This window comes from Bradyrhizobium sp. CB2312, assembly GCF_029714425.1.
In the GTDB taxonomy this organism is placed as follows: domain Bacteria; phylum Pseudomonadota; class Alphaproteobacteria; order Rhizobiales; family Xanthobacteraceae; genus Bradyrhizobium.
In genome coordinates, this window is sequence record NZ_CP121668.1 from 3,287,532 (window position 1) to 3,309,497 (window position 21,966).

Genomic DNA, 21,966 nt, shown 5'->3' on the forward strand with positions numbered 1-21,966 from the left:
TTAATCCTCAGGCTCGGCATTCGGCGCGAGGTCGGAGGAGCGGAACGGCTTGGCCTTGTCCAGTTTGCGGTAGGCTTGCGCGGCGGTCCGCAGCAGCTTCTTTTCCCGCTTGCGGTTGAGGAAGCGGATGTGGGCCTCGGGGACGGCCTCGTTCAAGGATGCTGCGAGCGTCTGCCCTCGCGCATCGTCGTTCAGTTGTCCGAGGGACCGTTGCGCCTTGCGCAATTGCTTGAGGATCGACTTCTGCTTCGTCAGCGATTCCTCGGCAAAAAGATCCTGGAGCGATTCGATCGAATAGGTCAGTCGCTTGTTGAGAAGCCGCAGCTTGTGCCGCTTCTCGACGTCGAGCTTGCGGAGTTTGCGCGCTTTCTTGAGCAGCGTCTTTTCCCACTCCGTCAGTTTCGCCGTGGCATGGTCGGCGAGCAAGCAGCGGCGCAGCCTGATGGCCTCCTTGCTGCGCCGGGTCGACCAGGGGCCGCTCTTGATCCAGGCCGAGGTCTGCTCGACGAGGCGGCGATACCGTGCCGATTGCAGTGCGCGTGCCAGCAGGCGGTGGCTCTCGGCGCGCTTCTCGTCCCAGAGCTGGAGCTCGGCGATCACGGCGAGCTCCTCGCCGCTCTCGGCGACGACGCGCTCGATCGCCACGTCGAGGTCCCGCACCATGCCGAGCTGGCTGTGCAGCCATTTCAGCTCGGTCCAGACATTCGGCCGCAAGGCGTCGTCGACCATGGGCGCGAAAAAGCGGATCGCGGTGCGCAGATGCGTCAGTGCGCTCCGGATCTGATGCAGCGCCTCCGGATCGCCGCGGCATGTGCCCTCATGCTGGGCGAGGACGGCATCGAGGTGACGGCGGGCAATGATCCGGAATGCGGTGTCGCAGGCCATGCCGGGGCTGAGGCGGCCGGGCAGGTCGCCACGTCGCGCCGCGGGCTTGGCGCGCGCGGCCGCCGTCGAACTCCTGGTGGGTCGCGCCATCTTAGCCCGCGCCAATCAGATTGCCCTATTTGCCCTCAGCGATCGCGTCGCGGCAGCGCTCCAGCGTCTGCGCTTGTGTCCCGGATGCATCGATGGTCGCCCAACCGACATGGCCGATATTATAGTGCTCTTGCAGCGCGGCAACCTCTTGCGTGGCGTCGGAAGCGTCGGCTTGACGGCCGCCGATTCGCGCCTGGCGGGTGGCGAGGTCTGCGACCAGGAATAATCCATTGAGAGGCACGCCGCAGGCGCGGGCCAGGGCGGCCAAATCGTCCCGTTCGGATTCGCGCGCAAAGACAGCATCGACAATGGCAGAATGGCCTTGCGCCAGCACCTGCCGGGCGCGCTGCATCAGCACCTCGTAGACGCGCGCCGTCACCTCAGGGCCATACGCGGAGGGCGGCAGCCGGTCGGTATGCCCGACCTGAAACAATTGCTTGCGAATGACGTCGCTGCGCAGCACGACAGCGCCCGGCTCGGGCGCCAGGGTGGGGGCCAGTGCGCGGGCGAGGACGGACTTGCCGGTGCCCGACAGTCCGCCAACGGCGATCAGGCGAGGGGCGGGCGGGTGGATCAACGTCCGGGCAAGGTCGAAATAACGGCGCGCTTCGTCGAGAATTCCGGTCCGCTCGGCATCTGGCCGCTTCAGCCGCGCCAGCGCCACCTGCGCACGGATCGCCGCGCGGATGGACATGAACAGCGGCAGCGCGGCCAGGGCGTCGAGCGTTTCGACGGGCGCCATCGTCAGATACTGGTTCAGCACGGCGTTGGCCGCGTTCGTCTGGCCGTAGCGCAGCAGGTCCATCAGCGTGAACGCGAGATCGTAGAGCACATCCACGGTTGCCATCTGCGCATCGAACTCGATCGCGTCGAACAGGACGGGCCGGCCGTCGATCAGCACGATATTGGCCAAGTGCAGGTCGCCATGACAGCGGCGCACGAAGCCACGGCGGCCACGCTCCTCGAGCGTGGCGCGCCGGCGCAGGAAGGCTTCATGGGAGGCCTTGCCAAGCTGCTCGATCGCCGCCGCCTCGAGATGGTCGCCGGCGCGCAGCCCGGTGCTGTTGCCGTCGATCAGGTGGGGAATCGAAGTGATCCACGTAGCTCCATCCGCAATCGTGGCTTGGGCATGCGAGCCCGCGATCGCGTCCGCGATGGCCACGGCTAGCTCCACATCCAGCGGACCCGCCATCGCCAGATGATCCAGGGTGCGGCTTTCGTCGAAGCGGGCCATGTCGACCGCATACTCGATCGGCCGGCCGCTGCCGCCGACCTGCACCGATCCGTCCGGCTCCTGTGTGATCGCCACGACACGGTGATAGATTTGCGGGGCGAGCGGCCGGTTGATCCTGATCTCCTCCTCGCAGGCCGCCTTGCGCTTTTCGAGCGTCGAGTAGTCGAGAAACGGAAATTTGACCGCCCGCTTGATCTTCAGCGCGCGTGTCCGGTCGAGAAACACCGAAGCGGCATGGGTGTCGATCCGTTTCACGCCGGGACGCGCGCCGAGCGCCCGGAAGACCCGTTCCTGGGTAGCAGAATCATCCGTCATCTCTGCGGGCATGTCCCGATAGGTCGGCGAGCGCTGAGGCGCCAAGCTACCCCTTAGAGCCGGATCGCGGCCAGTCCTTGACATCAATCAAGGCCCGCCGCCGGCGGCTGGTTCCTGCCTTGAGAAGGATCAAGGATCCCGACGAAAGGCAGCGTATCCTAACCGGCAAGGAGAATCCCGATGCCCATCAAGGATGTCTTTCTGCCACTTGTCGGCCAGCCGCGCGGGCCTCGCCTCGCAGCGATCGAGAAATGCGTGGCGGTGACCGCGGACCTCGGCGCCAGGATCACCGCGCTCGCGCTTGAGGACGAAGTTTTCGTGCGGCCGAAGGTCATACCCCCCGGCGATCCGGAGCCCGCGGAGGCCGGCGGTGCGAGCGTATCAAGCGACACGCAGCAACTCCTGAATGTCTTCAGCGGTGCAGCCGCGCGAGCCAACATTCGCGCCCAGAGCCGATCGGCCAAGGTGCCGGCAGATCAACTCGCCTTGATCCTGGCCGAGCATGCGCGCTTCAGCGACCTCACCCTGGTCCCCGTAAAGCCGCATGACAGCGGGACGGAGCACATGATTGAAGCGCTCCTGTTCGAATCGGGCCGGCCGCTGCTGCTCTGCCCGGAACAGCACGTGGACGAGCTGCGACCGGAATTCGAGAATGTCATGATTGCCTGGGATCACTCCGCCCGTGCCGCACGCGCCGTCGGCGATGCGTTGCCCATCCTTCAGGCCGCGGCGTCCGTACAGGTGCTCACGGTGACGGACGACAAGACCGAGGCGATCACCCGATCCGGCATGAGTCTCGTCGATCATCTCAGGGAACATGGGATCCAGGCCTCGTTCGAAACGACGGAGGGCGGCGGCAGCTCGATCGGCAAGGTGCTCGGAAGCTGGGCGAATTCCCATGCCATCGACGCTATCGTGATGGGCGCCTATCATCATTCGCGCCTGAACGAGATCGTCTGGGGCGGTGTGACAAAGACCGTCATCGGCGAGCCACCATGCTGGGTTATGATATCGCACTAGAGCATGATCCGGACCCGGAGGGCCGCGTTAGCGCAAAGTGCGCAGCGGTTTTCCGAAAAGATCATGCTCAAACAATAACCTAAAGCGCGATGACGATTCGTCGCAATCTCATCGCGCTTTAGGCGTGCGACCAATCTTTCGACCTCACCTTCAACCATCGGAACCACCACCGGCCGGGCGCATTTGCTGTCATGTCCACCTATCGCCTGAAGAATCTGCTGTCGCCACGTTCGGTCGCGCTGGTCGGTGCGAGCGCCCGCCCGGTCTCGGTGGGGCGCGCCGTTCTGGAGAACATCCGCAAGGCGGAATTCAAGGGGCAGTTCGGCCTCGTCAATCCGCGCCATGCCGAGATCGCTGGCATTGCAGCGGTGAAGAATCTGGACAAGCTGCCTTTCGTCCCCGAGCTCGTGGTGATCACCGCGCCGGCGCGCGAGGTTCCCGGCATTATCGACCAGGCGGGACGTCGCGGTTCGGCGGGCGCGCTGATCGTCTCGGCCGGGCTCGGTCATGGACCGGGATCGCTGCAACAGGAAGCCATCGCCGAGGCCCGTAAATACGGCATGCGGCTGATCGGGCCGAACTGTCTCGGCATCATGATGCCCGCCGTGAGCCTCAATGCCAGCTTCGCCGCGCACATGCCGGGGGCGGGAAATCTCGCGCTGATCTCGCAATCGGGCGCCATCGCGGCCGGCATGGTCGATTGGGCCGCGCAGCGCGGCGTCGGCTTCTCCGGCATCGTGACGATCGGCGATCAGATCGACGTCGATATTGCCGACCTGCTCGATCATTTCGCGATGGATCACAAGACCCGCGCGATCCTGCTCTACATCGAGGCCATCAAGGATGCCCGTAAGTTCATGTCGGCGGCGCGCGCCGCGGCACGGGTGAAGCCTGTCGTCGTGGTGAAGTCCGGCCGCATGGCGCAGGGGGCGAAAGCCGCGGCCACCCATACCGGCGCGCTCGCCGGCGCCGACGCCGTTTATGACGCGGCGTTCCGCCGCGCTGGCGTGCTGCGGGTCTCCGATCTGCGCGAGCTGTTCGATTGTGCCGAAACGCTCGGCCGCGTCGAATCGCCGGCCGGAAAGCGCCTTGCCATCCTAACCAATGGCGGCGGCATCGGCGTCCTCGCCATCGATCGGCTGGTCGAACTCGATGGAATTCCCGCTTCCATCTCGGCTGACGCTCGCGCGAAGCTTGATGCGGTGCTGCCGCCGACCTGGTCCGGCGCAAATCCCGTCGACATCGTCGGCGATGCGGATGCAGCGCGATATGCCGCGGCGCTGGAGGTGCTGCTCGCCGATCCCGACAACGATGCCGTTCTCGTCCTCAATGTGCAGACCGCGATCGCCTCGGCTGCCGATATCGCGGCGACGGTGACGGAGCTGGTCGGCAAGTACCGTAAGCAGCAGGGCCGATGGGCCAAGCCCGTGCTGGCCGCCTGGGTTGGCGCCGATCAGCGCATCATTCAGGCGCTCTCCGGTGCCGGTGTTCCGAACTACCCGACCGAGGATGATGCCGTGCGCGGCTTCATGCATCTTGTAAGGCATCGCGAAGTGGTGGAGGAGCTGAGCGAGGTTCCGCCGGCGATGCCCGACACGTTCGTGCCTGACGCCCGGGCTGCCAAGCAGATCGTCGCCGCTGCGATCGCCGACGGGCGCAGATGGCTCGAGCCGGTCGAGATCAAGCACCTGCTCGAAGCCTATGACATCGCGATGGTGCCGACCTATGCCGCTGACGACGTCGAGCAGGCGGTGGCCCGTGCGAATGAAGTGTTCGCGCAAGGCGCGACCGTCGTGCTGAAGATCTTGTCGCGCGACATCACCCACAAGTCGGATGTCGGCGGCGTCGTGCTCAATCTGACCACGCCGGAGGCGGTGCGCGCGGCTGCCACCGACATTCTCGCCCGAGCGCGCAAGCTGCGTCCCGAAGCCCGCATCGAGGGCGTCATCGTGCAGGCCATGGTGGTCAAGGCGAAGGCGCGCGAGCTGATCCTCGGCCTTGCCGACGATCCCACCTTCGGCTCAGTCGTCGTGTTCGGCCGCGGCGGGACGGCGGTGGAGATCATCAACGACAAGGCGCTGGCGCTGCCGCCGCTCGATCTGCAATTGGCCCGCGACCTGATCGAGCGTACGCGTGTGTCGCGGCTGCTGAAGGCCTATCGGGACGTGCCTGCGGTGAAGCAGGATGCCGTCGCCATGGTGCTGGTCAAGCTTGCCCAGATGGCGGCCGACATTCCCGAGATACGAGAGTTCGACATCAACCCGCTGCTCGCGGACGAGACCGGCGTAACCGCGGTCGATGCCCGTGTCGCGGTGGGGCCGCCGCAGCGCAAGTTCGCCGGCTCGGGACCTGCCAATTTCGCCGTTCGCGCCTACCCCTCGCAATGGGAGCGCCGCCTTGCGCTCAAGGACGACTGGCGCATCTTCGTGCGGCCGTTGCGTCCCGAGGACGAGCCGACCATCCACGAATTCCTGCGTCACGTCACGCAGCACGACCTCCGCCTGCGCTTCTTCGCGCCCATGAAGGAGTTCACCCACGAATTCATCGCGCGCCTGACCCAGCTCGACTATGCGCGCGCCATGGCCTTCATCGCGTTCGACGAGGCGACCAACGAGATGGTCGGCGTAGTCCGGCTCCATTCGGACTCGGTCTATGAGAGCGGCGAATATGCGATCCTGCTGCGCTCCGATCTCAAGGGAAGGGGGCTCGGTTGGACCCTGATGCAGCTGATCATCGACTATGCGAAGTCAGAAGGGCTGAAGACCATCTCGGGTGATGTGCTCCAGGAGAACACCGTGATGCTCGACATGTGTCGTCAGCTCGGCTTCGAGGTGAAGCCGGACCCGACCGAGCCGGAAATTTGCGACGTCAGGCTGAAGCTTCGCTAGAGCATGATCCGGATCCGGAGGACCGCGTTAGCGCAAAGTACGTAGCGGTTTTACGCGAAGATCATGCTCAAACAATAACCTCAAGCGCGATGGTGATTCATTTTCATGCCATCGCGCTTTAGGAGCGCGCCTCGGCCGACGTGGCAGCAGTGGGCTCGTTGGCCGTTTTCCGCAGACTCTTGACGATGATCGCGATCAGCGGCACCAGCACCGGCACGATCGTGCTGAGCGGATGGTGAACCGCGCCTGACACCTGGGCCTGAAGGGCGCGCGCCTCGAGCTGAAGCGCTTCGATGGACGTGCCGTGGATTTCATTGGCGAGCTCGATGTCGCGGCCGGACGGAGGACGACCGGCGACGACGAAGAGAATGCCCGCGATGAGGAAATTGGTGGCCCCGAGAATGGCGGCCGCCGCGATGGCGCTCCAGATCTGGACCAGCGCGAAATAGGCCGACAGCTCCAGCATCAGCAGTCCGAATGCCGCGATCAGAGCCGCAAAGGCGCGAAGGCCAAGGCCCGTCAGCAGATGGCGCAGCCTGATGTCCGCAATGATCCTGTCGGTGCGCCACAGCACGCGCAGGTTTTTGACGACATTTTCCGTGTTCACCTAGTGTCTCCTCAGCATGAAGCCGACGACCACGCCGAGCGCGAAGGCCGAGGCAAGCGATGTGATCGGGCGATCGGCAATCAGGCCCTGAAGCTGCTCCTGCTCGTCGCCGACGGTCTCGCCGAGCTCGGCAAGCGCGGCCTTGATCTGATCGGCGAGAATCTCAGTCCGCTCCTTCGAGCTGTCGAGCATCTCCTCGCCGGCGGCGCCTAGGAGGCGCGTGACATCCACCTTCAGCGCGCGAAGTTCGTCGCTCATCCTGTCACTGTCGAACATGGATATCGGTCTCCATTGAATAAAAAGACCCTAAGGGCCGCCAGCAGGGCCGTGCTTGATTTGCGTCAAGCCGCTCGGCGAGGGGATGGTCTTGAGGCAGGTCAAACCGGCCGTCATACCCTGGCCTAGAAATGCCGGTCGAATGGGGACCGGTTGTCCCGATGAGGTGAAGCGTGAACTCCGAACCGCTGTTGCTGGCAACGCCCTCCGGCGATGTGCTGAACCTGCGCCCGGAAGGGCCGTGGACCGCGGCCAATGTGTCGACGCTTGAAACACTGTCCCGGTCGGTCGGAGCGGATGTCGATCGATCGACAGCCGTGACGCTCGACATGTCGGGCGTCAGCGCGCTCGACACGCTCGGCGCCTGGGTCCTGGAGAAGCTGTCACGCAGGGCCGCGTCATCTGGCAGATCGGCGGAATTCGTCGGCGTCGCCGATCATTTCAGCGGCCTGATGGACGAGGTGCGCCAGGTCAACCGCCACACGCTGCCGCCTGCGCCTGCGCCAAATCCGGTTCTGCTCAGGCTGGGCGATCTCGGCAAGTCCACGGTCGGGGCGCGCGAGGACATCACCATCTTCCTGCAAATGCTCGGCGCCTTGTTCATGGCCGTGATCGGCGTGCTGCGCCGCCCACGGTCGCTGCGGCTGACCTCGCTGGTCTACCAGCTCTACCGCATCGGCTGGCAGGCCATCCCCATCGTCGTGCTGATCACTTTCCTGATCGGGGCCATCATCGCCCAGCAGGGCTTCTTTCATTTCCGCAGGTTCGGCGCGGAGTCCTACACCGTCGACATGGTCGGCATCCTGGTGCTGCGCGAGCTCGGCGTCCTGATCGTCGCCATCATGGTCGCGGGGCGTTCGGGCAGCGCCTACACCGCCGAGCTCGGCTCGATGAAGATGCGCGAGGAGATCGACGCGCTCTCGACCATGGGCCTCGATCCCGTCCACGTCCTGATCCTACCTCGCGTTGCCGCCCTCGTCATCGCGCTGCCGATCCTCGCTTTCATCGGATCGATTGCCGCGCTCTATGGCGGCGGGCTGGTCGCGCAGTTCTATGGCGACATGCGGCCGGCGATCTACATCGCGCGGCTGCACGAGGCGATCTCCGTCACTCATTTCGAGGTGGGGATCCTCAAGGCGCCGTTCATGGCCCTGGTGATCGGGATCGTTGCGTGCAGCGAGGGCCTGCGCGTGAAGGGCAGCGCCGAGTCGCTCGGGCGGCAGACCACGACGTCGGTGGTGAAGTCGATCTTCCTCGTGATCGTGCTCGACGGCCTGTTCGCGATCTTCTTCGCCTCGATCGGAATGTGACGATGGAGGCGACGCAAGAGGAGTTCGCGATCCGCGTCCGCGACCTCGTGGTCGGCTTCGGCCGCCAGACCGTGCTCGATCACCTGTCGCTCGACGTCCGCCGCGGTGAGATCCTCGGGCTGGTCGGCGCGTCCGGCGGCGGCAAGTCGGTGCTGATGCGGACCATCATCGGCCTCATTCCGCGCCAGGCCGGCACCATCGAAGTGATGGGACAGCCGATCGGCGGCCGCACGGAAGGCGCGGCCACGACATGGGGCATCCTGTTCCAGCAGGGCGCGCTGTTCTCCTCGCTGACGGTCCGGCAGAACATCCAGTTTCCGCTGCGCGAAAACCTGGCGCTGTCGCAGGAGCTGATGGACGAGATCGCGATCGCCAAGCTCGAGATGGTCGGGCTGCGCCCGCAGGATGCCGACAAATATCCGTCGGAGCTTTCCGGCGGCATGACCAAGCGCGTGGCGCTGGCGCGCGCGCTCGCGCTCGATCCGCCGATCCTGTTCCTGGACGAGCCGACCTCCGGCCTCGATCCGATCGCCGCGGGCGATTTCGACGCATTGATCGGGACCTTGCAAAAGACCCTGGGGCTCACCGTGTTCATGGTCACCCATGATCTCGCGAGCCTCACCACCGTCTGCGACCGCGTCGCCGCGCTTGCCGACGGCAGGATCGTCGCGATCGGCCCGATGCGCGAGCTGCTGCAATCCGAGCATCCCTGGGTGCGCGCCTATTTCCACGGCAAGCGCTCGCAAATGCTGCAACACGAGATGAGATGAGACATGGAAACCCGCGCCCCATATGTGCTGATCGGCAGTTTCGTGCTGGCCGCGATCGTTGCGGGGTTCGGCTTCGTCTATTGGCTGAACAACACCGGCGGCATCGGCCCGCGCACGAATTACCACGTGCAATTCCAGGGACCGGTGCCGGGCCTGCTGGTGGGCGCCGGCGTGCTGTTCAACGGCATCCGTGTCGGCGAGGTGACCCAGCTTGGCCTTGCTCCGGACAATCCGCGCTTCGTGAATGCGACAATCTCCGTGGCCTCGACGACGCCGGTGCGCACCGACACCAAGGTCGGGCTCGACTTCCAGGGACTGACCGGCGTGCCGGTGGTGACGCTGGAAGGCGGCACGATCGTTGCCAAATCCGGCGAGCCCGTGACCTTGATCGCGGAGGCCGGCGCAGGCCAGAGCATGACGCAGGCCGCGCGCGATGCACTGCGGCGGGTCGACACCGTGCTCGAGGACAATTCCGGTCCGCTGAAGGACACCATCGCCAACCTCAGGACGTTCTCCGACGGCCTCGCGCGCAACACCGGCAAGATCGACGGCATTTTGGCGGGCCTCGAGAAGATGACCGGTGGCGGAGCGCCCACCCAGAAGATCACCTACGACTTGCGTACGCCGCAGGATCTCGGGCCGGCCGGCAAGACGCTGTCTGCGTCGCTGGCCATTCCCGAGCCGACCGCGGTCGCGATGCTCCAGACCCAGCGCATGTTGTTCTCGCCCGCGGGCGACAATCCGGGTTTTGCCGAATTCCTCTGGGCCGACAGCATTCCAAAACTGGTGCAGGCGCGCTTGATCGACAGTTTTGAGAACTACGACATTGCCCACGCGCCGTTGCGCACCACCGACCTTGGCCAGGCAGACTACCAGCTTCTGATCGACATCAGGCGCTTCCGGATCGCCACGGAGGGCGAGAGGCGGGTCGAGATCGCCTTGTCGGCGCGGATCGTGGACAAGAGCGGCAAGGTAGTCGCATCCCGCGTCATTGACGCCAGCGAGAAGCTTGAAAAGGTCGAGCCGGCGGCAGCAGTCGCGGCATTTGATGCGGCTTTTGCCCGTATCGCCAGGGAACTGATCGGCTGGACGGTCCAGGCGGTCTAGCGGCATTTGAGTTCCACATCAGAGCAAGGCGGCCATGCCCGCCAAAATTGATCTGGGTCAATCGCGTTTGTGGCAGCGCAGTAAAATGCAGCTGCGCGCGGTGACGCAGCTCCGGGGGCGGACCTGGACCGGCGCATGGAGCGGTGGATGAGAGCTTCCGTGGTGAGGATCGAGCCTAACGGGCATTTCTGTAGCGACTGCGCCGTACGCGGATCGGCGGTTTGCGCGTCGCTGGATGCAGCCGAGCTGAGGGAGTTCGAGCATCTCGGCCGCCGCGTCCACTTCGCCGCGGGCGAGACCGTGTTCTCCGAGGAGGACATCACGACCTCGTTCTACAACGTCCTCGAAGGCGTCATGCGGCTGTACAAGCTGCTGCCGGACGGCCGGCGGCAGATCGTGGGCTTTGCCTTGCCTGGCGATTTCCTGGGGATGAATATCTCCGGCCGCCACAATTTTTCGGCCGATGCGATCGGCGCGGTGACCGTGTGCCAATTCGCGAAAACGCCCTTTGGCCGTTTCATCGCGGACCGGCCGCATCTGCTCAGGCGGATCAACGAGCTGGCGATCCGCGAGCTGAGTCAGGCCCGCGACCACATGGTCCTGCTCGGCCGCCGCTCTGCGGACGAGAAGGTCGCGACCTTTCTGCTCGGCTGGCGCGAGCGGCTGTTCGCGCTCAAGGGGGCGCCGGACACGGTCCCGCTTCCGATGAGCCGCCAGGACATCGCCGACTATCTCGGGCTGACCATCGAAACGGTCAGTCGCACCTTCACCAAGCTGGAGCGCCACGGCGCGATCGAGATCATCCAGGGGGGTGTCGGCCTGCTCGACCCGGCTCGTATCCAGGCTCTGGCCGCGGCCTGACGGGGATTTTCGCGATGCTCGCGGATTTTTGATCCCGATCACTGACGCGGGCCGCCTGCGGCAAATAATGCCCTCGAACAATCCGGGAGGAGCATGATGCCGATTGATGCGGTGCTGATGAGCATTGTCGTCGTTGCGATCTTCGTCGCCTTCGCCGCAGCTCTGGCCTGGGCCGACCGGCAAACCAGCGCGGGCCGTCTCGGTCCGGATTCCAAGCGTCGAAGCTCCTGAGATCATCGTCAGGTCTGACGGTCGACTGCCTGATCCGCGCCTGAGCGATTCTGGGCCATTCGCCAGCGCGTCAACCCAACCAGCGGCTTGCGCAGCCCACAACTCTGCATCGATTCCGGCGCGTCGAGCATCCTTCGGATGCAGGCTTGCGGCATCTTGAGGGCATTTGCCTCAGACCATGCCCGTGCTTTCCGGTTGAAAAGCCTGATAACGTTGACTACGCAGGAACCTCAGTGCCTCGAGTCTTAGGAGCCCGCGGCGTGCCTCAGGACAAGACCGGCGACCCCCGACAGTCGGCGGGCAACAAATTATCGGTCCTGCGCAAGCACCCGATCTTCGCGGATCTGGAGCCGGACGCGCTCGATCAGCTCTGCCGCTACGCCAAGCACACCACGGTGAAGCGCGGTGCGACCATCGCTGCCAAGGGCGATCCCGGCAACAATCTGTTCGCGGTGATCTCGGGGACAGTGAAGATTTCCTCTTCGTCGCCCGACGGACGGAACGCCATTCTCAATCTGATCGGCCCCGGAGAAATCTTTGGCGAGATCGCCGTTCTCGATGGCGCGCCGCGATCGGCGGACGCGACCGCCAACACCAATTGCGAGCTCTACATCATCGACCGGCGGGACTTCCTGCCGTTCGTGAAGAGCCAGCCGGCGCTGGCGATGAAATTCATCGAGTTGCTCTGCGCGCGGCTGCGCTGGACCAGCCAGCAGGTCGAGCAGGTGATCCTGCAAAACCTGCCGGGCCGGCTTGCAAGCGCGCTGCTCGGTCTCACCGAGGAGCGCAAGCTCGATTCCGGCAGCGGCACGCTCGCCATCACGCAGCAGGAGATCAGCGAGATGGTGGGGATGACGCGCGAGAGCATCAACAAGCAATTGCGTGCCTGGGCCGGTCGCAGCTGGGTCCGCCTCGAGCATGGCGCCATCGTCGTGCTCGACACCGATGCGCTGCGCGAGCTCGCCGAGAGCGGCCTCGACGGCGAGTGACGGCCTCGACCTAATTGTCGATGATGGCGACGGCGCGGGTCCAGCCCGCGGACGCCCGCTCGATCTTCACCGGAAAGCATGAGACGGTGAACCCGGTCGAAGGCAGCTTGTCCAGATTGTGAAGCTTCTCGAGATGGCAGTAACCGATGTGCCGTCCCGCCTTGTGGCCCTCCCAGATCAGGCCGGCATCTTTTGTTTCGGCATATTTCTTCGCGGTGTAGACGAACGGCGCGTCCCAGCTCCAGCCGTCGGTCCCGGTCAGCCGCACGCCGCGTTCGAGCAGGTACATGGTCGCTTCATAGCCCATGCCGCAGCCGGAATTGACGTAGTCGGCCTGGCCAAACCTGGCGCCGGCGCTGGTGTTGACGACGACGATCTCCAGCGGCGAGAGCGTATGGCCGATCCGCTTCAGCTCCGTCTCGACATCGCCAGCGGTCGCCACATAACCGTCAGGCAGGTGCCGGAAGTCCAGCTTCACGCCGGGCTGAAGGCACCATTCCAGCGGCACCTCGTCGATGGTCCACGACCGCTCGCCGCGATTCATGGTCGGATGGAAGTGCCAGGGCGCGTCGAGATGCGTGCCGTTATGGGTGGATAACGAGACCTGCTCGACAGCCCAGCCCTGTCCGTCAGGCAAATCCTGGGCCTTCAGGCCGTCGAAAAATTGCAGCATGCGGGGCAAGCCCTGCTGGTGATCGATATACTGGATCGCCGGATGATTGCCCGGCGGATCGGCCGTCACGTCGTTTCTGAGCGGCACCGAAATATCGATCAGCTTCCGCGGCATGGGCGTGTCCCCGAAATGGTCCGTTCTGCTTCGCAGCATCTAGAGGGGGCTCTGGGTGCGGCGTCAAGTAACGCGCCGGTGTGGGCGCCTTCGGAAAAACGTGATCGCCCGCCGGCCGCCTCCCCGGGCACGCGCAATCGATCGATGCAACTCAAGCATTGATCGATGCCGCATTTGGCTTGGACAGGGAATGCCGCCCGCCCTAGGGACGACAATGGCGCTTGACTTCGCACCTGAAGTGGAGCGACCCAAGGCGGCCCGCAACCTGCCCGATAACGCCATAATCACCCAGGAGGAAAGCCCAGATGAAGACTCTGACCGGTATCATCGCTGCCGCTGTGCTGGCGATTTCTGCGCCGCTGGCGACCGCACGCGATTTCCGTTCCGCCGACATCCACCCCGCCGACTACCCGACCGTCGAGGCCGTCAAGTTCATGGGCAAGCAGCTCGCGACCGCGAGCGGCGGCAAGCTCGGCGTGAAGGTGTTTCCCAACGGCGCCCTGGGCTCTGAGAAGGACACCATCGAGCAGCTGAAGATCGGCGCGCTCGACATGATGCGGATCAACGCATCGCCCCTCAACAATTTCGTGCCCGAGACCATCGCGCTGTGCCTGCCCTTCGTCTTCCGGGACACGCAGCACATGCGCACCGTGCTCGACGGGCCGATCGGCGACGAGATCCTCGCCGCCATGGAGCCCGCAGGCCTGGTCGGCCTTGCCTATTACGACAGCGGTGCCCGGTCCATCTACACCGTCAAGGCGCCGGTCAAGTCGCTCGCCGACCTCAAGGGCTTGAAGATTCGCGTGCAGCAATCCGACCTCTGGGTCGGCATGATCCAGAGCCTCGGCGCCAACCCGACGCCGATGCCCTATGGCGAGGTCTACACCGCGCTGAAGACGGGCCTCGTGGACGCTGCCGAGAACAACTGGCCTTCCTACGAGTCCTCGCGCCATTTCGAGGCGGCCAAGTTCTACAACGTCACCGAGCACTCGCTGGCGCCCGAAGTTCTCGTGATGTCCAAGAAGGTCTGGGACACGCTGAGCAAGGAGGATCAGGCGATGATCCGCAAGGCGGCCAAGGAATCGGTTCCGGTCATGCGCAAGCTCTGGGACGACCGTGAACAGGCCTCCCGCAAGACCGTCGAAGCGGCCGGCGTCCAGGTCGTGACGGTCGCCAACAAGCAGGAGTTCGTTGATGCGATGAAGCCGGTCTACGACAAGTTCGCCGGCGACGAGAAGCTGAAGGGCCTCGTCAAGCGCATCCAGGACACGAAGTAAGGCCACGGCATCGGGTCCGGTGTCGCCTGCGAGGCGACGCCGGACCTCGCGAGCAGACGCGCAAGGAGACGCGGGAATGACAGACCCACACGTCGCAAGCCACGAGCAGGAGGTCGAAGGACATCCATCGTCTGGCCTGCTGTCGCGGATCAATGCTCCCGTCGCGCGTCTGGGCATGTATCTGTCGGTGACAGGCCTGCTCGTCATCGTCACCATCGTGTTCTACCAGGTGTTCGGGCGCTACGTGCTCAATTCCAGCCCGACCTGGACGGAGAACCTCGCGCTGGTTCTGATCCTCTATGTCACGCTAATCGGCGCCGCCGTCGGCGTGCGCGATGCCGGACACATCGGCATGGACAGCCTGCTGGTCATGCTTCCGGATCATCTGCGGGAGAAGATCGAGATCGTGATCCACGTTCTCGTGGCCGTGTTCGGCCTTGCCATGGCCTATAACGGCTGGATCCTCGGCGCGTCGGTCGGAACCGTCAAGATTCCCAATCTCGGCCTGCCTGAGGTGATCCGTTACGTGCCGCTGATCGCCTCCGGCATCCTGATCGTTTCCTTTTCCATCGAGCACATCATTGCTCTCCTGCGCGGCGAAGAGGTCGTCCCCTCATGGAACTGATCATCCTCGGCGCCACCTTCTTCGGCTTCCTGATCCTCGGCGTTCCTGTCGCTTTTGCGATCGGTCTCTCGGCGATCTGCACCATCCTCTACGAAGGTCTGCCGGTCGCCGTCATCTTCCAGCAGATGATGTCGGGGATGAACATCTTCTCGTTCCTCGCCATTCCGTTCTTCGTCTTCAGCGGTGAGCTGATGCTGCATGGCGGCGTCGCCGACAAGATCGTCAAGCTCGCCAAGAATTTGGTCGGGCACATCCGCGGCGGGCTCGGCATGTCGAACGTGGTCGCCTGCACGTTGTTCGGCGGCGTCTCGGGCTCGCCCGTGGCCGACGTGTCGGCGATGGGCGCGGTGATGATCCCGATGATGAAAAAGGAAGGGTTCGACACCGACTACGCCGTCAACGTCACCACCCATGCCTCGCTGGTCGGCGCCTTGATGCCGACCAGCCACAACATGATCATCTATGCGCTCGCCGCCGGCGGCAAGGTCTCGATCGGCGCGCTGATCGCCGCCGGCCTTTTGCCGGCGCTGGTGCTGATGGTCTGCATGCTCGTCGCTGCCTACGCGGTCGCGGTGAAGCGCGGCTATCCCGCCGGCAAGTTCCCGGGCTGGGCCGAGGTGTTTCGTTCGCTCGCCGCTGCGCTGCCGGGCCTTCTGATCGTCGGCATCATCCTCGCGGGCATCCTATCCGGCGTCTTCACCGCGACGGAATCCGCAGCGGTCGCGGTCACCTACACGATCCTGCTGACATTCTTCATCTACCGCACCATGACCTTGCAGAACTTCCTGCGGGCCGCGGCGAAGGCAGTAAAGACGACAGGCGTGGTGCTGCTGCTGATCGGCGTCTCCACCATGTTCCAGTACCTGATGGGACTCTATGAGGTGGCCGACTTCGCCGGCGACCTGATGAGCAAGGTGTCCTCGCAGCCCTGGGTCATCTTCCTGCTCATCAACGTCATCCTGTTCGTGCTCGGCACCTTCATGGACATGGCGGCGACGATCCTGATCTGCACGCCGATCTTCCTGCCGATCGCGATGAAGGCCGGCATGGACCCGGTGCAGTTCGGCATGCTGATGCTGATCAACTGCGCGCTGGGACTGAACACTCCGCCGGTCGGAACGACCCAGTTCGTCGGCTGCGCCATCGGCGGCATTTCGGTCGGCGCGGTGATGCGCACCATCCTGCCGTTCTACGCCGCGCTGATCGCAGCGCTGATGTTCGTGACCTACGTTCCCGCCTTCTCGCTGTGGCTGCCGCGCCTCCTGATGGGATACAAGGGATAGCTGCCGTGCGTGCTCCGGCACTTGGCCGGCGCATCACCCTTGCGTAGTTTGCGTCACAGCAACAGGAGAATCTGTCCGTGACCGACTATCGCAAGCTCTTCGATCTCACCGGCAAGACGGCCGTGGTGCTCGGGGCCGCCTCAGGGATCGGCAAATCGTCGGCCGAGGCGCTGGCCGGGTTAGGGGCCCGCGTCGTCTGCGCGGATCGTGCGCTTGATGCGGCCGAGGCGACCGCCGCCGGCATCCGCGACAAGGGCGGCTGGGCCGAAGCAGCAAGCTGTGACGCCGCGAGCGCAGCGGACGTCAATGCGCTGGCGAAAATCGTGATGCAGAAGTTCCCGCGGCTCGATATCGCCGTGACGACGCCTGGGCTCAACATCCGCAAGACCATCCTCGACTACACCGAGGAGGATCTCGACCGCGTCCTCAATCTCAACGTCAAGGGCACGGTCTGGTTCTTCCAGGCCTTCGGGCGCATCATGGTCGCGCAGAAGGGCGGCAGCATCATCGCCTGCTCTTCGGTCCGCGCGGTGACCATCGAGCCGGGCCTTGGCGTCTACGGCTCGACCAAGGCGGCGATCGGCCTCTTGGTGAAGGGCTTTGCCTCCGAGGTCGGCCATGCCGGCGTGCGCGTCAATGCGATTGCGCCGAGCATCGCCGAGACCGCGCTGACCGGCCCGTTCAAGCAGCGGCCCGACATCTACAATCTCTATGCCGGCCATACCGTGTTCAACCGCTGGAGCAGCGCCGACGAGGTCGCCACTGCCGTCGCCTACCTCGCTTCGGATGCTGCAAGCTATGTCAGCGGCAGCACGCTGTTCGTCGATGGCGGCTGGACCGCGGTCGATGGTCCGCCGACCGGGCTCACCCAGTTGCACAAATAGGCCGGTCGTCTAGGGCGGAATCGCTTTGGCTTGAATCGATTGCCGCGGGCTCGTTCACCTCTCCCGCTTGCGGGAGAGGTCGTATCGCATCGAAGATGCGATACGGGTGAGGGTTTTCTCCTCTTGGGGAGTTCTTGCCAGCCGAGAGACCCTCTCCCCAACCCTCTCCCGCAGGCGGGAGAGGGAGCCTACCGCCGTCACCACGCCTATAGAGCCTCATCTCATCCCACTTAGCCGGCGAAGCCCACACGCTGGCGCAGCTCCCCGTGATCTGCGCCAGTCAGCATCGCGATCAGCGCCGCTGCCTCATTCGGATGTGCGGCCCGCGTGGTCACGCCAGCCGTGTACATCGTCACCAGCTCGCAGCCGGGCGGCAGCGAGCCAGACAGCGCGATGCCGTCGGTCGCGATGATCTCGGTCGCCTGCGTGCAGCCGATCGGCCGCGTTGCGGTGGAGTTTGCAAGCTCACGCATCGCGGTCGCGCCATTCGGAAACATCTTGAGGCGCGAGGCGACCTCATAGGCAATGCCAAGCCGATCCAGCACTTTTGCGACGTGCTGTCCCGCCGTGGACGCCTTGATATCAGGGACGTAGATCGCGTCCGCGGAACGCAACACCTCGCGCAAATCGGCTTCGGTCTTCGCCGTCACCTTGGGATCACGGTTGCGGACTGCGAGTGCGGTCTCGACCCGGCCCACATCCGCGATCGAGGAGGGGACGACAAGCTTCTCCTCGGTAAGCTTTGCGAGGAGCGCCTGCGTCAGGATCACGAGATCGGCTGGCGTGCCCGCACGCAGCTTGTCGGCCATGATGCCGACCGCGCCGAACTCGCCGTCGATACTGAGGCCGGTCTGCGCCTTGAAAGCGTCGGCCAGGCCGCGCACCAGACCTTGCGCGGCGCCGCCGCTCAGAATGTTCACTGCCGTCACGATGCAAGCTCCATGGCTGCGATGATCCTGTCGCGCGTGATCGGCAGGTCGCGGACGCGCACGCCGAGGCAATCGAACATGGCATTCGCGATCGACGCCGTCACCGGTCCGTGTGCCGCTTCGCCGGCACCGACCGGCTCGATCTCCGGCCGCTGGATGATCTCGACGTCGACCGCCGGCACCTCGCTGAAGGTCAGGATCGGATAGTCCGTCCACGAAGTCGAGGCGATGCGCGTCCGGTCGAAGCGGACGCGCTCTTTCAGCAGCCAGCTCGTCGCCTGGATCGCGCCGCCCTCGATCTGGTTGATGACGCCGTCCGGATTGATGGCCTCGCCGACATCGACTGCGAGCGTCAGCCGCTTGACGCGGATATCGTCGTCGCCTTCGATCTCGGCAATCGCGGCGCAATAGGCGCCCGTGTTCTTGTAGCGGGCAAAGCCGACGCCGTGACCGACGCCCGATCGCTTCTGGGGCTTCCACTGCGCGCGTCGCGCCGCGCTACGGATTACATCCTTGGCCCGCTCGTCTCGTAAATGCCGCAGGCGAAACGCGACCGGATCCTCGCCGCGCAAGGTCGCGATCTCGTCGAGCAGGGATTCGATGGCGAACACATTGCCTTGTCCGCCCAGCGTCCGCAGCGCCGAGGTGCGCACCGGCATCGTCAATAGCCGGTGGCTCGTGATCGTCCAGGCCGGGAGGTCATAGAGCGGAACGGAGTTGCGGTCGCCACCGCCGCCGTTGGCTGCCGGCGGATTGGTCGAGATCATGCGCTGGTAGGGATTTGCGATCTCGGTGGCGGCGAGCAACGCCGGCTGCGCCGCGCGTCCCGGCCGCGCCGCGTGGCCGTTGCTCCAGATCGCGTGACGCCAGCCGACGATCTCGTTGTCTGCGTCGAGATCGGCCTCGATCTCGACGGCCATCGCCGCGCCGAACGGTGCGTGGCTCATCTCGTCATGGCGCGACCACTGCACGCGCACTGGACGGCCGCCGGCCGCTTTCGCCAGCAGCACGGCATCGAGCGCGACGTCATCGGCGGCATTGTGCCCGTAGCAGCCCGCGCCCTCCATGTGCTCGACGATGATGTTTTCGGCGGGCAGCTTGAGCACGATGGCGAGGTCGGCGCGCAGCAAGTAGACACCCTGGCTGTGGGTCCAGACGTGGACACGGTCGCCATCCCACTGCGCCATGGCACAGGAAGGCGCGATCGAGCCATGGGCGATGTAGGGGCGGGTGTATTGCCGCCGAAGCGTATGCGCGGCTTTCGTTGTCGTTGCCGCCGCTCTGGTGTCGATGACGGCCGTCTCGACCGGCTGGCTCTTCAGGAAGCCCGCCAGATCGTCTTCGTCGGGCAGCGGCTCGCCGGCCGACCACGTCGCGCCCTTGCGCAAAGCCTTCAGCGCCGCTTCCGCCGCGGCTTCGCTGTCGGCAACCACGCCCGCAAATCCCCCGTCGCGGACGATGGCGACGAGGCCAGGGACAGCGCGTACAGCGTCCTCATTGAGCGCGATCAGCTTGGCGCCCGAGATGTCCGGCCGCAGCACGCGTCCGTGCAGCGAGCCGGGCAATGCCCGGTCATGGATGAAGCGCGGCTGGGCGAACACCTTGTCGGGAATGTCCACGCGCTGGATGGAATGTCCGGCGACGGTGCGCCTGGCGATGCTCTTCGCCTCGGCGCCAGCGGTGGCGTCGAGGTCGAGCGAGACGTCGCGAGCGAGCTCCCAATAGCTGGTTCTGACATTGCCGGGACCCGAGATCGTGCCGTCATCGACGCTGAGCAGCGCTGCGTCGACGCCGAGACGTTCCGATGCCGCCGCGACGAAGCGCTGGCGCACCTCGGCGCAGGCGTGGCGCAGCGCGCGGCCGGATTGCTGGATCGACAGGCTGCCCGAGGTGACGCCCTCGTTCGGGCTGGTCGCCGTCGAGGCGCGGATCATCTCGACCCGCGCCAGATCGACATCCAGCTCGTCCGCCGCGATCTGCGCCAGCGCCGTGACGATGCCCTGGCCGATCTCGACCTTGCCCGGCGAGATCGTCACGTGGCCTTCATCGGTGAACCGTACCCAGGACGACAGCTTCGGATTGGCTGCCAGGCTGACCGGCAGCTTTGGGGCGGGGGACGTCATGGCGTAGCCAACTCCGAAGCCGCGCGAAGGACCGCGCGCACCATGCGGTTATGCGACCCGCAGCGGCAGAGGTTGCGATCGAGTGCCGCCCTGACCTCCGCCTCCGTCGGTGACGGATTGCGCTTGAGCAGGGCCGCAGCACTGATCAAGATCCCAGAGACGCAATAGCCGCATTGCATCGCCTGTTCCGAGATGAAGGCGCGCTGCAGCGGATGCGGTCGCTCGGCCGTGCCGAGCCCTTCCACCGTGACGACGTCCTTGTCCGCCACCGACCACATCGGCATGTCGCACGAAGTCATCGCGCGGCCGTCGACCATGACGTGACAGGCGCCGCACTCACCGGCGCCGCAGCCGAAATGCGCCCCGGTGATGCCGAGCCGGCTGCGCAGCACATCGAGCAGCATCTGGTCCGGATCGGTGTCCACGGCGATCGCTGCGCCGTTGAGCCGGAATTGAACGGTGGGCATGAGCAGGCCTCAGGACTTGTCGAATTTCTTGACGACATCGGCCCATTTCTCGATGTCGCCGCGCAGGAATTTGTCGAATTCCTCCGGTGTCATTGACATGGGTACTGCGCCCTGCTCGGTCCAGAGTTTTACGATGTCGGGCCGCTTCACCATTGCGTTGACAGCGGCGTTGAGCTTGTCGACGACAGGCTTTGGCGTGCCGGCCGGCGCCATCAGGCCGAGCCAGATCGTCGCCTCGTAGCCCGCAACGCCGGCTTCGCCAGCGGTCGGCACGTTCGGCAGCACGGTGGAGCGCTGCTTGCCGCTGGTCGCCAGCGCGCGCACCTGGTTCTCGCCGACGTTCGGCGCCATCGCCGGCACCGCGTCGATCATCATCTGCACTTGCCCGCCGATCACGCCGCTGCGCGCCTCGCCGCTGTTGCGATAGGGCACGTGGACGACGTCGATGCCGGCCATCGCTTTGAACAGCTCGCCGGCCATGTGATAGGGCGTGCCCTGGCCGGAGGAGGCGTAGTTCAGCTTGCCCGGCTGCGCCTTGGCGAGGGCGATGAACTCGGCAAGCGTCTTCACCGGGACTTGCGGGTTCACCACGATGACGAGATCGGAATAGTTCACCGGCGCGATCGGCGCGAGATCGCGCATCAGCTCGTATTTGCGTTGCGCGGGTGTCAGCAGCGATTCGTTCGCGGTCTGCGTGTTGGACATCATCAAGAGCGTGTAGCCGTCGGCCGGCGACTTCGCAGCCTCCACGCTGCCGATGACGCCGCCGGCGCCGGTGCGGTTCTCGATCACGAAGGGCTGGCCAAAGCTCTCCTGGAGCACGTTGCCGATCAGCCGGGCCGCGACGTCGGCCGGGCCGCCTGCGCCGAAGGGCACGACGATGCGGACCGCGTGGGTGGGATAATCTTGCGCCAATGAGGGGGCTGCGGCGCATGCGCCGAGCAGGCCGGCGACCAGCGCCAGCATGAATTGTCGGGCCGTCACGCCCACCTCCCTGATATCGTTCTT

21 protein-coding genes are annotated in these 21,966 nt (G+C 65.2%); 12 read left to right on the plus strand and 9 right to left on the minus strand.

Annotated features, from left to right (window positions below; all coding sequences use genetic code 11):
- Both QA642_RS15795 and QA642_RS15800 read right to left on the minus strand, forming a co-directional pair.
- Complete coding sequence (locus QA642_RS15795) at positions 1 to 975, minus strand: CHAD domain-containing protein (protein WP_283085476.1); 975 nt, start codon at positions 973 to 975, stop codon at positions 1 to 3.
- Positions 976 to 1,000: 25 nt separating this feature from the next.
- Positions 1,001 to 2,524, minus strand: coding sequence for a bifunctional aminoglycoside phosphotransferase/ATP-binding protein (locus QA642_RS15800; RefSeq protein WP_283085477.1), 1,524 nt, complete (start codon positions 2,522 to 2,524; stop codon positions 1,001 to 1,003).
- Positions 2,525 to 2,704: 180 nt separating this feature from the next.
- Here QA642_RS15800 and QA642_RS15805 point away from each other — a divergent pair, with 180 nt between their 5' ends.
- Complete coding sequence (locus QA642_RS15805; RefSeq protein ID WP_283085478.1) at positions 2,705 to 3,544, plus strand: universal stress protein; 840 nt, start codon at positions 2,705 to 2,707, stop codon at positions 3,542 to 3,544.
- A gap of 191 nt (positions 3,545 to 3,735) precedes the next feature.
- Positions 3,736 to 6,432 carry a bifunctional acetate--CoA ligase family protein/GNAT family N-acetyltransferase gene (locus QA642_RS15810; protein WP_283085479.1) on the plus strand — a complete coding sequence of 899 codons (2,697 nt, stop codon included), beginning with the start codon at positions 3,736 to 3,738 and terminating at the stop codon, positions 6,430 to 6,432.
- A gap of 118 nt (positions 6,433 to 6,550) precedes the next feature.
- On the opposite strand, the gene QA642_RS15815 is transcribed toward QA642_RS15810, so the two are convergent.
- Both QA642_RS15815 and QA642_RS15820 read right to left on the minus strand, forming a co-directional pair.
- The gene (locus tag QA642_RS15815) at positions 6,551 to 7,039 is read right to left on the minus strand and encodes a phage holin family protein (RefSeq protein WP_283085480.1); all 489 of its coding nucleotides are present in this window, start codon (positions 7,037 to 7,039) and stop codon (positions 6,551 to 6,553) included.
- Complete coding sequence (locus QA642_RS15820; RefSeq protein WP_283085481.1) at positions 7,040 to 7,315, minus strand: hypothetical protein; 276 nt, start codon at positions 7,313 to 7,315, stop codon at positions 7,040 to 7,042.
- A 173-nt stretch (positions 7,316 to 7,488) separates the two neighbouring features.
- Between QA642_RS15820 and QA642_RS15825 the strand changes: the two genes are divergently transcribed.
- From QA642_RS15825 to QA642_RS15850, 6 genes are all read left to right on the plus strand, one after another.
- The gene (locus QA642_RS15825) at positions 7,489 to 8,625 is read left to right on the plus strand and encodes an ABC transporter permease (RefSeq protein ID WP_283085482.1); all 1,137 of its coding nucleotides are present in this window, start codon (positions 7,489 to 7,491) and stop codon (positions 8,623 to 8,625) included.
- Between the two features lie 2 nt (positions 8,626 to 8,627).
- Positions 8,628 to 9,395, plus strand: a complete 768-nt coding sequence (locus QA642_RS15830; protein ID WP_283085483.1) for an ABC transporter ATP-binding protein — start codon at positions 8,628 to 8,630, stop codon at positions 9,393 to 9,395.
- A gap of 3 nt (positions 9,396 to 9,398) precedes the next feature.
- Positions 9,399 to 10,502, plus strand: a complete 1,104-nt coding sequence (locus QA642_RS15835) for an ABC-type transport auxiliary lipoprotein family protein (RefSeq protein WP_283085484.1) — start codon at positions 9,399 to 9,401, stop codon at positions 10,500 to 10,502.
- Positions 10,503 to 10,649: 147 nt separating this feature from the next.
- Positions 10,650 to 11,363, plus strand: a complete 714-nt coding sequence (locus QA642_RS15840) for a helix-turn-helix domain-containing protein (RefSeq protein ID WP_283085485.1) — start codon at positions 10,650 to 10,652, stop codon at positions 11,361 to 11,363.
- Positions 11,364 to 11,456: 93 nt separating this feature from the next.
- On the plus strand, positions 11,457 to 11,594 hold the full coding sequence (locus tag QA642_RS15845; RefSeq protein WP_283087169.1) for a hypothetical protein: 138 nt from the start codon (positions 11,457 to 11,459) through the stop codon (positions 11,592 to 11,594).
- Positions 11,595 to 11,854: 260 nt separating this feature from the next.
- Complete coding sequence (locus QA642_RS15850; protein WP_283085486.1) at positions 11,855 to 12,583, plus strand: Crp/Fnr family transcriptional regulator; 729 nt, start codon at positions 11,855 to 11,857, stop codon at positions 12,581 to 12,583.
- Between the two features lie 10 nt (positions 12,584 to 12,593).
- Here the strand turns inward: QA642_RS15850 and QA642_RS15855 are convergent, their stop codons facing one another.
- Positions 12,594 to 13,370 (minus strand): cyclase family protein, encoded by a 777-nt coding sequence (locus QA642_RS15855; protein WP_283085487.1) that lies wholly within the window; start codon positions 13,368 to 13,370, stop codon positions 12,594 to 12,596.
- A 305-nt stretch (positions 13,371 to 13,675) separates the two neighbouring features.
- Here QA642_RS15855 and QA642_RS15860 point away from each other — a divergent pair, with 305 nt between their 5' ends.
- The 4 genes from QA642_RS15860 to QA642_RS15875 all read left to right on the plus strand — a co-directional run bounded on the left by QA642_RS15860 (position 13,676) and on the right by QA642_RS15875 (position 17,439).
- On the plus strand, positions 13,676 to 14,647 hold the full coding sequence (locus QA642_RS15860; protein WP_283085488.1) for a TRAP transporter substrate-binding protein: 972 nt from the start codon (positions 13,676 to 13,678) through the stop codon (positions 14,645 to 14,647).
- A gap of 76 nt (positions 14,648 to 14,723) precedes the next feature.
- Positions 14,724 to 15,272, plus strand: coding sequence for a TRAP transporter small permease (locus QA642_RS15865; protein ID WP_283085489.1), 549 nt, complete (start codon positions 14,724 to 14,726; stop codon positions 15,270 to 15,272).
- On the plus strand, positions 15,263 to 16,555 hold the full coding sequence (locus QA642_RS15870) for a TRAP transporter large permease (protein ID WP_027562514.1): 1,293 nt from the start codon (positions 15,263 to 15,265) through the stop codon (positions 16,553 to 16,555). The genes QA642_RS15865 and QA642_RS15870 overlap by 10 nt, the downstream gene beginning before the upstream one ends.
- A gap of 77 nt (positions 16,556 to 16,632) precedes the next feature.
- Positions 16,633 to 17,439: an SDR family oxidoreductase gene (locus QA642_RS15875; protein ID WP_283085490.1), complete on the plus strand. Its 807-nt coding sequence runs from the start codon at positions 16,633 to 16,635 to the stop codon at positions 17,437 to 17,439.
- Positions 17,440 to 17,669: 230 nt separating this feature from the next.
- On the opposite strand, the gene QA642_RS15880 is transcribed toward QA642_RS15875, so the two are convergent.
- Genes QA642_RS15880 through QA642_RS15895 form a run of 4 tightly spaced genes read right to left on the minus strand, consistent with a single transcriptional unit; the run spans position 17,670 to position 21,924 of the window.
- Positions 17,670 to 18,368, minus strand: a complete 699-nt coding sequence (locus QA642_RS15880) for a substrate-binding domain-containing protein (protein ID WP_283085491.1) — start codon at positions 18,366 to 18,368, stop codon at positions 17,670 to 17,672.
- Positions 18,365 to 20,491, minus strand: coding sequence for a molybdopterin cofactor-binding domain-containing protein (locus QA642_RS15885; RefSeq protein WP_283085492.1), 2,127 nt, complete (start codon positions 20,489 to 20,491; stop codon positions 18,365 to 18,367). Before QA642_RS15885 ends, QA642_RS15880 begins: the two co-directional genes overlap by 4 nt.
- On the minus strand, positions 20,488 to 20,958 hold the full coding sequence (locus QA642_RS15890) for a (2Fe-2S)-binding protein (protein WP_283085493.1): 471 nt from the start codon (positions 20,956 to 20,958) through the stop codon (positions 20,488 to 20,490). The genes QA642_RS15885 and QA642_RS15890 overlap by 4 nt, the downstream gene beginning before the upstream one ends.
- Before the next feature lie 9 nt (positions 20,959 to 20,967).
- Positions 20,968 to 21,924, minus strand: a complete 957-nt coding sequence (locus tag QA642_RS15895) for a tripartite tricarboxylate transporter substrate binding protein (RefSeq protein ID WP_283086900.1) — start codon at positions 21,922 to 21,924, stop codon at positions 20,968 to 20,970.
- Between the last annotated feature and the right edge of the window lie 42 nt (positions 21,925 to 21,966).